Source organism: Vibrio sp. V33_P6A3T137 (genome assembly GCF_009904835.1).
GTDB lineage: Bacteria > Pseudomonadota > Gammaproteobacteria > Enterobacterales > Vibrionaceae > Vibrio > Vibrio metschnikovii.
Genome location: NZ_WXWK01000067.1, coordinates 1 through 16,003, shown reverse-complemented (window position 1 = coordinate 16,003; position 16,003 = coordinate 1). Strand labels below are relative to the sequence as shown.

Here is a 16,003-nt window from a genome sequence, read left to right as displayed (position 1 = left end):
ATGGTGACTTATCTAAAACAACATATTCGACAGATTCGACACATTACCAATATTGTTTCGATTGCTTTAACCCTGTTAGCATTAGCGGCTTTTGCGATTCGTGGTCTTAATATGGGACTGGATTTCACTGGCGGAATGGTAACTGAAGTCAGAGTGGATAAATCATTAACCCACGATCAAGTGTTGAACGTTCTCAAGCCGGAGCTGGGCGATTCTACCAGTGTGATTCAGTCTGGTGAAGAAGGGCGCTGGGTCATTCGTTACCCGTTAGTAGAAGAGCAGCAAAGTGCTCCAGAAATAGAGACGTTACTGAACACCATTTCATCTCAGATTGAAGTGGTGAGTAATAGCATGGTCGGCTCACAAGTTGGTGAGGAATTGATCGATCAAGGTGGCTTAGCATTATTGATCTGTATCTTATGTATATTAGGCTACCTTTCGTTTCGTTTTGAGTGGCGGTTGGCGAGTGGTGCCTTACTGGCGCTATTGCATGATGTGATCTTAGTGCTCGGTTTTTTTGCGGTGACGCAAATGGAGTTCAACTTAACCGTTTTTGCCGCCACCTTAGCAATCTTAGGGTATTCACTGAATGACTCGATCATTATTTCCGATCGGATTCGTGAACTACTGGTTGCCAAACCCAAAGCACCGCTGGCAGAGATCAATGATCAAGCGGTGATCGCAACCTTCTCTCGCACGATGGTGACTTCAGGGACTTCATTAATGACAGTATCTGCTCTTTGGTTAATGGGCGGCGAACCATTACAAGGCTTTGCTATTGCCATGTTTATCGGGATTATTTCTGGCACGTGGTCATCCATTTCCATCGGTACCGTGCTCCCTGAATGGCTACATTTAGAGTCCAAGCATTATCTGCCAGTTGAAGTTGATATGGCGCCTTAATGATGGTGATATCAGTTAAATCATCATGAGAAATAGATAAAAAAATGGCGAGCATAAAAGCTCGCCATTTTCTTTATTCAATACCCAAGGACTTTCCTCGGTTAACCTGCATCGCTTTATACCCGAAAGCGATTGACCGTGCTTTGTAATTGAGCGGCGAGTTGACTGAGTTCAACGCAGGCTTGAGCGGCACTTGATGAACCTTGCGCGACTTGTTTCGCTGACTCATTGATGCGTTCAATGTTGCGGCTCAACTCTTCACTGACGGAATCTTGCTCACCACAAGCGCTGGCAATTTGAATCGTCATATCAGCAATTTGTGCACTTTGGGTGCTGATTTGTTCGATGGCTTCTTGAGTCTGATGACTTTGATTGACACATTGGCCCATTAACTCGCTGCTTTGTGCTGTTGCTTGACGTGCTTTTGCTGCGCAACTTTGTAAGTTCTGGATAATAGCCACAATGTCACCCGTTGATTGCTGAGTTTTCCCTGCAAGGGCTCGCACTTCATCGGCAACTACGGCAAAGCCACGACCTTGTTCACCAGCTCGCGCGGCTTCAATTGCGGCATTGAGAGCAAGCAAATTGGTTTGGTCAGCAATATTGCTGATCACATCGACGACCATATTAATTTGTTGCGCTTGATCTTCTAGCTCTAGCACGCGTTGCTCTGCTTGAGAGATCTCTTGTGTCACTTGGATAATAGAGTTAGCGACTGCATTCATTTGTTGTGCGCCAGTGATGGCTTGTTGATTACTGTCACGGGCAGAATCTGAAGCCACTTCGGTATTACGTGCGACTTCTGCGACTGTGGATTTCATTTCTGTCATTGCAGTAGCAATTTGCATCACTTCTTCTTGCTGCTCGCGCATACCTTGTGAAGTTTGCTCCGATACCGCGCTGACTTCATCAACCGCTTGAGTTAATTGTGTTGCGCCGGCAACGATTTCTTCGACCATCACACGTAAATTATTTTGCATGGTGGTGCAAGCATCAGCCAGTTCGCCCAGCTCATCTTGACCAATTTGTTGGCGATCCATTTGATGGCCTAAGTTACCATCAGCAATCGCGTTGGCTTGAGTAACTACTTGTTGTAAAGGACGACAGATTAAATTCGCCAGTAACCAAGTCATAAAGACCATAAAGCCAAGCAGGGCAACAATACTGGAAATAGAAAATTGACTAATAGTACCAATTAAATCTGTTAATTCAGTACGGTTATTATCGACATAGGAAAGGTTAAGTTTTAGTAACTCATCCACCGCCAGTTCTAGACGCTCAAACGTTGGTAAAGCATTTTGTAAATCACGCTGAGCTTCAGTAATGTTATTATTTAAAATATCGTTATTAAAAGAACTTAAAGCACGTAAATACTCTTGCCATAAATTTTTGACAGGCATAAAAATTGAGCGCTCATAATCGGTCCAAATGCTGCTTTCATAACGAGCTAAATCGGCATCAATAGTGCGATAGTGATCATCCATCCAGCGGATATCTTCGGCGATTTCGTGGCTATCCGTTGAAGAAAGTAGACCAATTTGCGCTCGACGTACCGAGGACATATTGTACTTAATGGTATTGACCATCATCATGGATGGTAAGGTATCGTCGGTCAGGTTAAGTACATCGTGTTGAATAGAGTTAAGAGAGCGGTAAAGGTATGCACCAAAGATAATATTGACGGCAGCAATAATACTAAACGCCAGCGCAATTTTTTTGCGAATGGCTAAATTTTTTAAAAACGACATGGTAGTGGGTGACCTCGCGGTAAAAACTAATCGGTCACATCCGTATGATGATATACCCTTGCTGCTGGAAGATAGCGGTATTGCATTCTTTTCATCACAAAGCCTCTCTTTGTGTATCAAGCATACATTTACTTGCTATATAGCGAGCCACTTCAAGTACTGTGGGTAAGTTATCCCTAGCAATAGCCAGTGTGTAAGAATTTTCTGACTACTTAATTGGCGCGGATTCTAGCATCAAGTGAACGATTAAGCCAAAAAAATATGACACTAATCACATTAAAATGCCGAATGAGATTAAATATTAAACAATTAGTGGGGCGAATGACTGTATTGCAGCCCAGCGAAACGATGGGCTGCAAAGAGAGGTTTAGTGATGATGCTCGTGCTCAGTGGTGCCTAACCAAGTAATAAACTGAGGGATAAAGCCTAATTGGTGACGCTGTACAATCCGTGACTCAGTCACGCTGAGTTGCAGCACCGTTTGATCTGCCGGATTGGTGATGAATAACTGTTGATTTCTTGGATCGAAGGCCATTTGGATCCGTTGGCCTTCTGCTAATGTTGGTGCATTGTCCCAGAGCGATAAACTGAATTGCTGAGCAAAATCATCCGCTGCATGATAAGCGATCAACCGTGCTTGTGGCGTAATGATGAATAAGTAATCCTCAGTGGTTAAATAGGCGAGGGTGCGTTGTGTTTGCTCAGTTTTCCAGTTGATTTCCTGAAAATGACCATTTTTCAAACTAAAGAATTGCTGGTTATTCGCCACCGCAAGCAGCGCATTACTAGCTGGATAGCCGAATAACGTACCAAAGCGAGTACCGTTGTCAAACGTTGGGTTACTGATGGTTTGTGACGTTATTGTTTCCCCCTGTATATTGATGACAAGAACGTGCTCTAAACACGCAAACGCTACGGAATTTGTCGTTTGCGCGCTGCCATGTAAAGCGGGGCAGTCTTGAGCGGGGAAACTATGAAGTTGATGAAAATGATCATTGTGCCTTTGCAAAGCAATCACCTTATCCGGCAAGCTAGTGGTGCTTTGATCTTTAATCCCAGTAAAAGCGAAATCACCCAGCAATTGAGCAGTACCATGTTGAGCATGATCAAAGGAGTGAGAGGCGACAGTAGAGACTTGACCTATCGATTGCTCATCTAACACGCGAAACTGCGCGTTTGCGCTATTTACGCTATCACCATCAAAAAACAGTGCGACTTGATCTTGTGTGGCGTCATAGTGGGTTGGCTTTACTCCCTGATAGCGATCAGACAATAATCTCGGACTATGATTGTGCAAATGATAATGATCGCCATGTTGTTCGGCGACAATACCACTATCAATCACTTCGACTTGATCAAAATTTCGTTGCAGAGCTAGGGCGTATCGCCCCTTTGGACTGGTTTTCAGCCCTGAGGGTGTTTGTTGCAAAGTAAATTGAGTGCGCTGACGCCAAGCTTGGCTATCAAACAGGTGTAGTGTTTGGCTATTGTGTTCTGAAATCAGCAGCCGAGAAGTAATCATTGAGTGATGATGATCGGAGTCTTCGTTACTGGTAGCGTTATTTTCACCTTCTTGACAACCTAATAGCAATAATACGCTGAGTGACAGTGCCGCCAGCCGAGGGGCTTGACGATGAGATAGAGACAACATGGATTTTTCCTTAAGTACCATAGTAGTAGTTGATTGTTGATATGTTATAACATAACATTCATTGCCATCAATAGGTAATCAATAATCATTGTGTACATTTATAGGAGAAACTTGGTGAATAAATCAGTCGTAGCGGTGATTGGGTTTGGTGTAATGGGCTTGAGCGGACACAGCTTAGCATCCTCACAGGTTGATATTGGTGTTGTTTTGGATGGTGCTTATCAGAGCGAAAATCGCCATTGGGGAAGTCGTGACAAGGGATTTGGCCTTGGTCATTCTGAGCTGATGTTAAGCAGTAACATCGATCATAACTTTAAAGGTCAATTGGTGGCGGTATTAGATAGCCATGGTTCTAAAACCGAGTTAGAGCTAGAAGAAGCCTGGATAGAAACCATGGGTTTACCGCTTGGCTTAAAGCTTAAAGCGGGACGCCTATTATCCAATATTGGTTATTTAAATAGTAAACACATGCATGAAGATGCGTTTGTTGAACGTCCGGCAGTATATCGCGCCTTACTCGGCGGCCATTATTTTGATGATGGTGTGCAAATGACATGGTTACTACCAACCGATTTTTATTTACAAGCCAGCGTGGAAGCGTTAGCTGGTAAGCCATTAGATGCTGGTTATGATAAGCCCGCGACGGTGGGTGTATACACGGCTAACCTCCAAGTGGGGGCTGATCTTGGTGTTGAGCACAGCTGGCGTTGGGGAATAAGTTCGCTGTACAACGGTAATGGCCGTCAGTTTTCAGGCGCACATGATCACAGCCACGATCATGCGGGTCATTCTCATGGACCATCATTAACGGGCCGTAATTTGTACGGTACCGATTTCACCTGGAAATGGGCACCGGAAGGTAATTATCGTCAACGTAACGTTAGAGCGACAACAGAGTTTTGGTATTTGGACAATCGCTTTGATACACAAATGGCGACGGCTCCGGGCGCCAAACAAAGTGCCAATGGTTGGTACGCGGAGGTGGCTTATCAATTTAATCCGACTTGGACAGTGAGTACACGTTATGGAGAAATGCGCACCGTGAGTGGCGATGCCCATGCGCATGATGATCATTTCCATGGTGAATTCAGTCGTGATGATTTGAAAGAGTGGGATCTGGCATTAGATTGGCACGCGTCTCATTTTGGTCGGGTACGTGGACAAATTACCCGTGAGAATCACACTCAGGGCGATCAAACCCTCTTTAGCTTACAGTATGTCATGTCTTTTGGAGCGCACCATGCTCATGCGTTTTAAATTATTGAGTCTATTCGCTTGTGTCAGTATGCCGGCGATGGCGAGCTTAAATGTGTTTGTTTGTCAGCCCGATTGGGCTGACTTAGTCCATGCTCATGCGCCGCAGGCACAAGTTTTTTCAGCCACTACGGCATTGCAAGATCCTCATTATGTACAAGCTCGCCCTTCACTGATTGCGCGCATGCGCAATGCCGATTTGGTGGTTTGCTCCGGCGCTGAACTGGAAATTGGTTGGCTGCCTGAGCTACAGCGGCAGAGCCGTAATCGTCAAGTACAAAATGGCCAGCCTGGTTTGTTTTGGGTCAGTGATTATGTGCGTTTATTGGATGAGCATGATCACGTTGATCGCTCCATGGGCGATGTTCATGCCCATGGAAACCCCCACGTTCAGTTTGCGATTGGTGATATGATTGCTGTGTCACGCGCATTGAGTGATCGTCTGGCATTGCTAGCCCCCGAAGATGCCCCGAAGTTTAAAGCCAATGGCGCGCGCTTTCGCTGGCAATGGCATAAAAAAATGCAAGAGTGGCAAGCGCGAGCTATCCCTCTACATGGGATGGAAGTGGCGGGGTATCACAGCACATTCGCCTATTTATTTGATTGGCTAAGCATGGAACAAGTCGCGGATTTAGAACCAAAACCTGGTATTCCGCCAACGGCGGGTCATTTAAATCGCTTAGCACAGCAAGATTGGTCGAGTTTATCCGGTATTGTTTATGCTTCCCATCAACCTAAAGATGCGGCTTATTGGTTAGCATCGCGTACCAATGTGCCGGTGGTGGAACTGGCGCAAAGTGTTGGTGGGCAGCCGAATACCTCATCATTAGTTGCACTGGTCGATGATTCTATTGAGCGCTTATTGAGCCTAGTTAAGGAACAATAATGAGTGCTTACGGATGGATGTTAGCCCCATTGTTGATTGGTTTTATCTCTTTATGGATCAACTGGATTCTGGGTAGGCAGGTGCTAGAGCGAGGGGTGATATTTATTGACCTAGCGATGGCGCAAATGGCGGCGGTCGGTATGTTAGCGATGGAGTTATGGTGGCCGCAATACAGCAGTTCCTTATGGTGGAAAATGTTGGCTGCCAGCTTAGTCACCTTTAGTATGGCGGGGTTGTTGTGCTTTTTTGAGGGGCGAATCAAAACCCATTTGGAAGCCTTCATTGGACTCTTTTATGTGTTGGCTGCTTGTGCAGCAATGCTATTGGTCGCTCAGCAGCCGCATGGTAAAGAAAGTATAGAGAGTTTACTAAACGGTCGCTTATTGTGGGCTCAATGGCAAGACGTGATTCCCGTATTGGTTATTGCTCTCGCGATGTTAATCGTTGTGCGTTATCGTTCTGCTTGGTTACAAGGTAAGGCGTTTTATTTTCTATTCGCTGTTGCCATCCCACCGCTCGTGATTAACTTAGGGGTGTACTTAGAGTTTGCCTCGTTAATTATACCAGCGTTGGCGGTATGCTATTTACCTTGGCAACGTAAAACCGCTGCTGGCTTAGCAATAGGTTATATCGCCATGATGGCTGGATTTGCAGCTTCTCTTTATTGGGATTGGCCGATTGGCCCTGCTGTGGTGTTTACGATGATATTGTGCGCGGCAGTAATGGTGTTTGGCGCTCAAGCAAGAGTCTTGCGTCAATAAGATTCAGCTTTTAACCCATAACTCAAAAACCATAACTCAAAAATAAGGCGCAGTAATGCGCCTTATTTTTAAATCTGTAAACAGAATGCCGCTACTGTGCTAAGCCATCATTGGTACCAATACCATAGTACCGATAATCACGGTGATAAGACCTGCCAAAACAGGAACAGAAGTACGTTTAACGACTTCAAAAGGACTGATATGCGCCATACCTGCGGTGGCAACGACGACCCCTGATACCGGAGAAACGGTACGGCCTAGATTTGAAGCTTGTAACATCGGAATAATTAAAAACGCTGGGTTAACGCCCATTTTCGCGGCTAGTGCTGGGGCAAGTTCCACAAATGCATAAAACGGAGCATTACCCGAGCCTGTGGCGATAGCCGCAGCCATGGTTAAAATGGTTAAAATTAGCATCAATGCTAAACCACCAGCGCCAGCGGTTTCGGCTAATCCAAGTAGGTTATCAATCGCACCAATCGACATCAGTCCTTGAGCAAAAACCCCTGCCGCAACCAACAGCATCACCACGCCTTTAAATGCCTCTGCCATACCTTCATAGCAAGATTCCAGATCTTCGAGTGTTTTCTTACCATCAAAGCGTTTAGTGATGAAATCAATCACCGCACCAGCAAAAATCGATACGACAACAATGGTGTAAATATCCAACGATAAGCCGGGGATGGTTTCTCCATTAAATAGGAAAACGCCAATAATTGGTAAGAAAGGCAGAATCGCGTAATAGGCTGGCGCTTTCACTTCAATCGCAGAAACGTCTACGCGTTCCATTGGGGTGTTATCGCGCTTATCAAGGTATTTATTCCAGAAGAAGGTAGCGATCGCCATCACGATGATCGCACAAATGGAAACAGGAAGAACGGTTTCTACCGCAAAGACATGCAAAGCTAGCCCAGACTTTTCTGCCGCGATCACCACATCGCCAGAAGTAGGGGATAAAATAATGGCGGCTGGAGAAGCGCACACCGCTACTGCAGCAGGGCGAGAAATACCCATCGCTGTCATCATAGGGAAGAGAGTTGCCATCAGTAGCACGCCTAGGCCTGTCGCAGAGCTTACCGCAAGGGACATTAAGCAAGCGACAATGTAAGCTGCAACCAGTAAGACATAAGGCGAGCGAATAACAGAAAGTGGCTTAGAAAACTGTTTAACCACTACGTTATTTGCCCCGATGTGGGTCATATAAGCGGCAAAACCGCACAATAACATGATTTGCATACCTAAACCGCCACCACGGTTTTGTAGGGTAAACTTCACATATTCCATTGAATCGGTAATCAAGTTACCGGTTGGTGTAATTGATGCGGGTAAAATCGCGTAGCCTAATATCCCAGTCATTAATAATAAGGCTATTCCGGCGGTTAACAGTACCCCCGCTGGTTTATAGCCCTTAACGATAAAATAACCGACCGCAATGGTGACGATTGCGCCAATCAGCAGTTCAAGCATAGTCTTCTCCAGTAAAATGGGCTTCACCCATGTAACAAATTATGGCTTTTTGTAACTGGAGAATTTACTGAAAACTTGGCAATAGCACGAGCTTAACTTGCTACTAGTATGATCTAAAACAAATGAAAATATTGGCAGAATAAAAATCCGTATAAATACGTTATTGTATTGATTTTTATTGGTTATTGGCGTGTTAAATTAATAATGTTTGCTGATTGTTCTGATGCGTATTTTGGTGGTGAGTGATATGACCATGCGGGGAGTTTTCGCCGAATGAACATTCAATCATTATGTTCATTCGGCAGTTAGTATCACCCGTTTGAAGAGATCATGAATATACCCTTCCTACTTGAATCTTCAGCGGTGTTGGCTACGTTCGTTCACCCCAATCACATCGTTTGCCTATGCTCATGGGGATTCACTCACTTGCCGCCTGCCTGCAACTCCAAGTCGTTTGGGTATAGCTTAATAAGCATACGGCTTGGTTAATAGCTGCCAACGTTGCTTTTTCTCTTGTAGACGCATCTTTACTTGTCGATAGCGTGTTGTGAGGATCGAGCGTTCATAACTCTGTATCGCTGAATTGGCTTTGCTTTCTAACAACTGTTTTTTCAGATCGTAATAATCGTGAAGTGTTTCAACAAAACCATCAAATTCTTGTTGAATATGAGTAAAGATCCGCTGATGTTGCCGCTGTTGACTGAGGATTTTTTTCGCATACTTTAAACGCATTTCTGCCCGTGCAGTTTCAATTTTCAGTGCCGGCGCGACGCGTAATTTTTTGGCTAATCCTAACCAGGAACATATTTTGATTACCCATTTGGTTGGGTCATAGTGCCACCACTGAATTCCATTACGGTAATCGTTTTCAAAAATATGGTGATAATTATGGTAGCCCTCACCAAAGGTAAAGAAAGCCAAAATTCCGTTATCACGTGCGGTATTTTTATCGGTATAGGGCTGCTTACCCCAAATGTGGGCCAGTGAATTGATAAAAAAGGTCGTGTGATGGTTAAGGACTAATCTGACCGCGCCAATAATCAGTAACATACCGATGATATCTTGATACCACCAACCGAGCAGTAAAGGCACGCCTATATTCATGACAACTGCCAGTGGAACATAATATTTATGTTGCCACATGACAATTTTATCTTTTTGTAGATCACGACAATTCGTGTAATCAGCGTAAGTGGCTTGATTATAGTGGCGAAGCATCCAGCCGATGTGTGAATACCAAAATCCACGCTTGGCGGAATAGGGATCTTTATCGTTTTGGTCGACAAATTTGTGGTGGACTCTATGATCCGATGCCCAGTGTAGAGCACTATTTTGTAGAGCAAATGCACCGCCTAACGCACACAGTAAGCGCACTAACCAATGGGCTTCGAAAGCTTTATGTGACCATAGACGATGGTAGCCGACGGTAATGGATAAATTACAAAATGAAAAGCAAACCACTAGCCAGAAAAGATGTTCCCAGCTATAGCCAAATTGCCAGCCATACCAAGGGGCAACGAATGCCGCCAGACCAAAGCTGAGTGAAAAAATCATGACATTAAGCCAGATCAATGGTGGTTTATTAACCATATAAAAGCGCCCTTTAGCTTACAACTGTGCACCAGAATATCAGCGTACAGTTGTAAGTCAAAAAGGTTTTGCTACAAAGTGTGATCCGAACATCACCGACGGACTCAATCGCTGATTAACCATTCACTTGCTGTCTTCGGTTATATCAAGTAGCGTAAACAGTGACGGCTTGATCCTTTGGAGGTATAGATGACACTTAACTTAAGCCAATATGATGGGCTGATTTTTGATATGGATGGTACTTTGATCGATACGATGCCAGCGCATCTTCAAGCGTGGCAAGCGACCGCAGACCATTTTAATTTTCCCTTTGATGGTAAATGGCTACATAGCATGGGAGGCATGCCGAGTTTTAAGATTGTCAGTGAGATCAATCGACGATTCGACTTAGATCTGAATGCTCATCAGGTCGCTGACCATAAAATGCATACCTTTGCACAATTGGCCGATAAGGGAGGTTTGATTTCTGCGACGTATGACATTTTTTGTGCTCAGCTAGGTAAAAAGAAAATCGCGATAGGCACAGGCAGTCAGAGAGGATCAGCGGAAAACTTATTAGCTCAGGTTGAGGTACTTGATAAACTTGATGCTTTAGTCACGGCAACGGATGTGGAACATCATAAACCTCATCCAGAAACATTTTTACGTGCTTGCCAGCTGCTTGAGTTAACACCTAAACAGTGCGTGGTATTTGAAGATACTGAACTTGGTATGCAAGCGGCGCATGCAGGCGGAATGGATTGTGTATTAGTGACCGCTGCGGGGCTAGTTTTTTATCCAGTTAATCGAGTGTTAACGGTAACCGCTTAAGATGGAAAAGGGGTAATCAGTCGGCTAGATACGGTCAGATAAGAGTCATTATGATGAGTTTTATTCACAATGACTCTTGTCGACGGTTATACCAAGGCTAAGCTGAGTTATTGGATTTCAATCAGTTCAACATCAAAAATCAACGTTGCTGCAGGAGGAATAGAACCCGCCCCATTTTTGCCGTAAGCCAAATGACTAGGAATAAAAAAGCGCATTTTTTGTCCTTTCACCATCAATTGCACACCTTCTTGCCAACCTTTAATGACTTGATTTAAGCCAAACACAATGGGCTCATTACGTTTAATGGAGCTATCAAAGACGCTGCCATCAAGAAAACGACCTTCATAATGCACTTTTACCCGACTCGTTGGGCTAGGATGAGTTTCGCCAGTACCCGCTTGTAAGAGTTGGTACTGTAAGCCACTTTCAGTTTCAATGACGTCATTTTGTTGGCGGTTTTCTTGTAAAAAGCGTTCTCCTACCGCATGATTTTGTTCCGCTATCTTACTGTTATTCCAGCTTCGATAGATAAAAAACACGGCTAATAAGAGAACGAGAACAATCAATATTTTATTCATAATACAGATACTTTATTAAGGTTGTTTAAGTAAATAAGTCAGCGTTTCTGCCATATTGGCTAGGTCACTATGACCGCTAGTTAACAGCAGGTATTTACCGTTAACAATAAAAGTGGGGACCGCATTAATTTGCGATTGTGTCGACATTTGCTCTGCAGAAGCGAGCATTGTCATTAGCTGTTGTTGCTGCATCTCATTAAAATCATAGGGACTAATGATATGTCGGCTATGAAAGGCATGATCAATGGCGGCTTTACGCTCTGCTGGCGTGGTGTCTTCAGGCATTTGTACGGCAGCAAATAGGTCATCCATCATATCGTGATCAGGGATGTCATCCAACTGCATCACTGCACTGTAATAAATCATCGCGCCCAGTTGAGCGCCTTGATTAAAAGTAACATGCAGTTTGCCGAAGCGTTGCCCAGTGAGCTGTTCGAGTTCAGGCAAAAACGTTTCCATGGTTCGGCAGTGAGTACAAGTGAGAGCAAACACTTCGGTGATCGGCGCAAGAGAAGGGGAGCTCAGAGGGTTAGATAATTTCTGATAATGAACACCTTGCTTAGGGCCTGTTGGCTCGCTACAACCAAGAATCAACACTACGCTAATGATAAGCCCACAAAAGCGAATAAAATTTTTTTTCATAATCAACCAAATTAAAATCATAAAGAGAGCTCAGTCTAACCAGTTCTGTTTGTGAGGCAAACAGCAGAAGAGCAAATTGTTAGCAATACATCATAAAGTTTTGCGCTGGCGGCCGATAACCAAGGTGATACTAAAAAATGGGAACCCAACGGATGAAAGTCTTCATACTATCACTGCTACTGTTTTTATCGGGGTGTGGCTCTCTGGCGACTGATAAAATGTTCAAAAGCAATTTATTAGACACCGCACCGAAAAATGATGCCGAGGTTCGTTATCCTGACTGGCGTTTGGCTCCTGCTTCACTTATGGCCGCAAAACCCGAGTCTATGCCTGCTACGCATCAACCGATGAAAACCCTCTCCGATAGTAGTTTAGAAAGCTTCCTGTCCGCCAATGGCTTAGATTATGAACTGATCCCTGGCGATCATACGATGGTCAAACTCAAACGTGCAGTGCAGTTTCAAACTGGATCGGCGGTGGTGCCAAGTGCATCAGTACAATGGCTCGCCCAACTCGGACGCTATTTAGCGAATACGCCACAGATTGATATTGTGATTGAAGGGCACACCGATAATACCGGCACTGAGCGATTTAACGACGGTCTTTCAATGCGCCGAGCGGATATGGTGAAAAATATTTTACTTGAACAACAAGTATCACTAGCCGCCATTTATACCCGTGGTTATGGCGAGCATACTCCTGCTTGTACCAATCAAACGCCTCAAGGCCGAGCTTGTAATCGTCGTGTTGAATTGCTGATGATTATGGATAGTCAGTAAGTGATGATGAATACGGTTAAATGTGACTGACTGAATAGTTTTTACGGTTCATTTAAGCGTAGATTGATAGTTTTCACGCTTGTGCAACTAAAATGAGACAATACTTTGAAACATTTCTCTATTTTGTGTATACAGTCGCCACAAAACCAATCATAGGTTACGAAATTATGTCAGGCCGTCAGTTTTCCTCAACAAAAGAAGTTCCCGTTAGCCAACACGATCAACTGGTTTCAACCACCGATTTAAAAGGTGTGATCACCTATTGTAATGAAACCTTTTGTCGCATTGCCGGATTTACCGAACAAGAGCTATTAGGACAAAATCATAACATTGTACGCCATGATGATATGCCTAAAGCGGCGTTTGCTGATATGTGGAAGCGCCTCAAACAAGGCCATGCTTGGCGTGGAATCGTCAAAAATAAAACCAAAGATAATGGCTATTACTGGGTGGATGCCTATGTGACGCCTATTTATGAAAACGGAAAAATAGCTGGTTATCAATCAGTACGAGTCAAGCCTGAACGCCGTTGGGTTGATATTGCTAACAAAGCCTACCAAGGGCTGCGTCAAGCTGAACGCTCTGGTCGTAAATTTTCACTGACAATCGCGGATTCCGTTCGTTATGCGATATTATTTGGTTCATTGAGTGCTCCGATTGCAGCTTATTTGTGGGGTGATCAGAGCACTCAGCTTTTGGCAAGTATTTTCCCTGCTCTTTCACTGGGCTTGTTTTTTCGTCAAGAACTGATTGATACGCCGCGTCAGCTCGCTCAACTACGCCAACAATACGACAGCGTTAGTCGATTGATTTACTCAGGTAATAGTCAGTTTTCAATTGCTGATTATCATTTAAAAATGGCGTCTGCACGGATTCGAACGGTATTAGGCCGGATGATGGATTCGGCGAAACCATTACAAGTTATGGCCAATACCTTACATAAAACCAGTACGGAAGTAGCACAAGCCTTAACCCAGCAAGAAAAAGATATTCGTCGGGTAATGCAAGCTACCGATGAGGTCGAAGCCGCTGCCAATGCTGTATCTGACAATACCCAAGTCTCCTATGCGTTAATTGATCAGGCTCGTGTGGAGTGTACTCAAAGCAGACAGAGCATTGATCTGACTCAGAAAAATTTATTACAGCTCAACGAGCAAGCAGAAAGAGCGACTCAAACCACTTATGCTTTGAGCGATCAAGCTCAGCGAGTGAGTCAATTGATGGGAGAAATCGGCGGAATTGCTGATCAAACCAATCTGTTAGCGTTGAATGCGGCGATTGAAGCGGCGCGAGCCGGTGAGCAAGGACGTGGTTTTGCTGTGGTTGCTGATGAAGTCCGTGCATTATCGGGACGTACGCAAAAAGCCACCGAGCAGATCCAAGCGAGTATCAATGCGATGTTGCAAGCGATTGATGGATGGCAAAAAGAAATTCATCAAAGTCAGCAGCAAACCCAAGCTTGTGGCGAGGTTGCTGAGCAAAGTGCTTCTCGTTTACAACAAGTTGAAAGTTTATTACTAGAAATGCACGATACGGTGGCGGATATGGCGAAAGCGGCGCAGTCGCAACGTGATATCACTCATCAAGTCAATCAACATATTCACTCGATTGCCTCTGCCGCTACCCAAAATCTTGCTGCAACCCATAAAGTTGAAGAATATAGCATTGAAATGAATCATAAAGTTGATGATTTTCATCAACTTGCGAAAAGGTTTGAAGAGAAATAAACAATGTATCAAAGTAGAAAACAAGGTATGACGTTACTGTCTAAGCGCATGATAGTCGGCAGCAGTTTACTTATTTCGTTGTTGTCAGCAACGAGTGCCTTCGCCAGTGACAAGAACCCATGTCATATTATTTATGATGCGGGCAGTAGTGGTACGCGAATGTATGTCTATGAGCAGCGTTCAGACCAATGGAAAGTTCATAAAGGTCCTAAGATGGAGGCTTTAGCCGATCCTATTCGCCAGAATAGAGGGAAAACCGCGCAGGATATTCCACTAGTGGTCACTCAGTTGGCTGATACATTACAACAGATAAAGACAGAGGGGCCGCGCAATAATAAGGGCAAGCCAGCATGGCGAGCCTTTAACTGGCAAACGGCCTGTGAACTGCAGTCGGTGATGGTGTATGCCACGGCAGGCATGCGTATTGCTGAGCAAAATAATCCACAACAAAGTCAACAAATGTGGCAAGCGCTGAATCAAGCTTTACGCCAGCAATTGCCTGATTCGGTTGACGTGGTGACGAAAACCCTTTCCGGCTATGAAGAGGGATTATACGCTTGGTTAGCGGTACACGATGAAGTGCAAAATACGCAATTTGGTATTGTAGAAATGGGCGGAGCTTCCAGCCAGATTACTTTCCCATGCCCCGATTGCGAACCTAAGGATGCATTACGTCGTGTCAAAGTAGGGAATCAAGATTTACCCATGTACAGCTACTCATTTTTAGGCTTGGGGCAAGATGAGGCGGCGAAAGTATTGGGCGTTTCTGAAAGTTGCCAACATGGTATAGGCAGTCGTCAAAAAAATTGGCAGTTATCAGCGTGTCAAGAGACGCTGAAATTGACTCAGTCAGGCGGTATTTTAGATCCTTATAACTATCAGTATCAGCAACAAGCCCAGTATCGAAAAATCCCCACCGAACAAGGTAGGCAAGTTGAGTGGTATTTGACGGGAGCGTTTAAGCATCGTCAAACGAATGATGAGCAGCAGTGTTGTATCAATAGCGGTGCTTGCCATAAACCGGAAACCTCGTGTTTTCGTGTCGCTTATCTACCCAAATACCTGCAAGCATTAGGCGTACCCAATGATGCACCAGTAAAAAAAGACGCCGATTGGCCACTCGGAGCGGCGATCTGTCGCAGTAATGATTGTCTGGTTAATGCGGAGCCTCCGGTATGTCGTTGGAATAAAACGGGCTGTTTATAAT

The 16,003-nt window shown here is 44.5% G+C and carries 14 protein-coding genes; 8 read left to right on the top strand and 6 right to left on the bottom strand.

All coding sequences use genetic code 11. From position 1 onward, the window contains the following. Entirely contained in the window at positions 1-903 is a 903-nt protein-coding gene (gene secF, locus CAG60_RS06395) for a protein translocase subunit SecF (RefSeq protein WP_004396657.1), read from the top strand. Positions 904-1,019: 116 nt separating this feature from the next. On the opposite strand, the gene CAG60_RS06390 is transcribed toward secF, so the two are convergent. Together CAG60_RS06390 and CAG60_RS06385 are read right to left on the bottom strand one after the other, a co-directional pair. After that, positions 1,020-2,651 (bottom strand): methyl-accepting chemotaxis protein, encoded by a 1,632-nt coding sequence (locus CAG60_RS06390; RefSeq protein WP_161429864.1) that lies wholly within the window; start codon positions 2,649-2,651, stop codon positions 1,020-1,022. 367 nt (positions 2,652-3,018) lie between these two features. Next, the gene (locus CAG60_RS06385; RefSeq protein WP_161438529.1) at positions 3,019-4,302 is read right to left on the bottom strand and encodes a hypothetical protein; all 1,284 of its coding nucleotides are present in this window, start codon (positions 4,300-4,302) and stop codon (positions 3,019-3,021) included. A gap of 153 nt (positions 4,303-4,455) precedes the next feature. Here CAG60_RS06385 and CAG60_RS06380 point away from each other — a divergent pair, with 153 nt between their 5' ends. From CAG60_RS06380 to CAG60_RS06370, 3 genes are read left to right on the top strand one after another with little or no spacing between them, the layout of a single operon-like run. Further along, positions 4,456-5,559 carry a TonB-dependent receptor gene (locus tag CAG60_RS06380; RefSeq protein ID WP_202598534.1) on the top strand — a complete coding sequence of 368 codons (1,104 nt, stop codon included), beginning with the start codon at positions 4,456-4,458 and terminating at the stop codon, positions 5,557-5,559. Beyond that, positions 5,543-6,442 carry a metal ABC transporter solute-binding protein, Zn/Mn family gene (locus CAG60_RS06375; RefSeq protein WP_161438527.1) on the top strand — a complete coding sequence of 300 codons (900 nt, stop codon included), beginning with the start codon at positions 5,543-5,545 and terminating at the stop codon, positions 6,440-6,442. The genes CAG60_RS06380 and CAG60_RS06375 overlap by 17 nt, the downstream gene beginning before the upstream one ends. Next, positions 6,442-7,203: a zinc ABC transporter permease gene (locus CAG60_RS06370; RefSeq protein WP_161438526.1), complete on the top strand. Its 762-nt coding sequence runs from the start codon at positions 6,442-6,444 to the stop codon at positions 7,201-7,203. The genes CAG60_RS06375 and CAG60_RS06370 overlap by 1 nt, the downstream gene beginning before the upstream one ends. A gap of 99 nt (positions 7,204-7,302) precedes the next feature. Here the strand turns inward: CAG60_RS06370 and dcuC are convergent, their stop codons facing one another. Then, on the bottom strand, positions 7,303-8,670 hold the full coding sequence (gene dcuC / locus CAG60_RS06365; RefSeq protein WP_154171184.1) for an anaerobic C4-dicarboxylate transporter DcuC: 1,368 nt from the start codon (positions 8,668-8,670) through the stop codon (positions 7,303-7,305). 465 nt (positions 8,671-9,135) lie between these two features. After that, a complete protein-coding gene (locus CAG60_RS06360; protein WP_161438525.1) occupies positions 9,136-10,260 on the bottom strand; it encodes an acyl-CoA desaturase in 1,125 nt (374 codons plus the stop codon). 189 nt (positions 10,261-10,449) lie between these two features. Between CAG60_RS06360 and CAG60_RS06355 the strand changes: the two genes are divergently transcribed. Beyond that, on the top strand, positions 10,450-11,070 hold the full coding sequence (locus CAG60_RS06355) for a beta-phosphoglucomutase family hydrolase (RefSeq protein ID WP_161438524.1): 621 nt from the start codon (positions 10,450-10,452) through the stop codon (positions 11,068-11,070). Between the two features lie 107 nt (positions 11,071-11,177). On the opposite strand, the gene CAG60_RS06350 is transcribed toward CAG60_RS06355, so the two are convergent. Continuing rightward, a complete protein-coding gene (locus CAG60_RS06350; RefSeq protein ID WP_161438523.1) occupies positions 11,178-11,648 on the bottom strand; it encodes an FKBP-type peptidyl-prolyl cis-trans isomerase in 471 nt (156 codons plus the stop codon). A gap of 15 nt (positions 11,649-11,663) precedes the next feature. Next, on the bottom strand, positions 11,664-12,290 hold the full coding sequence (locus tag CAG60_RS06345; protein WP_161438522.1) for a thiol:disulfide interchange protein DsbA/DsbL: 627 nt from the start codon (positions 12,288-12,290) through the stop codon (positions 11,664-11,666). Positions 12,291-12,442: 152 nt separating this feature from the next. Between CAG60_RS06345 and CAG60_RS06340 the strand changes: the two genes are divergently transcribed. From CAG60_RS06340 to CAG60_RS06330, 3 genes are all read left to right on the top strand, one after another. After that, positions 12,443-13,069, top strand: coding sequence for an OmpA family protein (locus tag CAG60_RS06340; protein WP_161425570.1), 627 nt, complete (start codon positions 12,443-12,445; stop codon positions 13,067-13,069). Positions 13,070-13,236: 167 nt separating this feature from the next. After that, on the top strand, positions 13,237-14,796 hold the full coding sequence (locus CAG60_RS06335) for a methyl-accepting chemotaxis protein (protein ID WP_161438521.1): 1,560 nt from the start codon (positions 13,237-13,239) through the stop codon (positions 14,794-14,796). A 3-nt stretch (positions 14,797-14,799) separates the two neighbouring features. Beyond that, positions 14,800-16,002: a nucleoside phosphatase gene (locus tag CAG60_RS06330; RefSeq protein ID WP_158137261.1), complete on the top strand. Its 1,203-nt coding sequence runs from the start codon at positions 14,800-14,802 to the stop codon at positions 16,000-16,002. The last annotated feature ends 1 nt before the right edge of the window (position 16,003 follow it).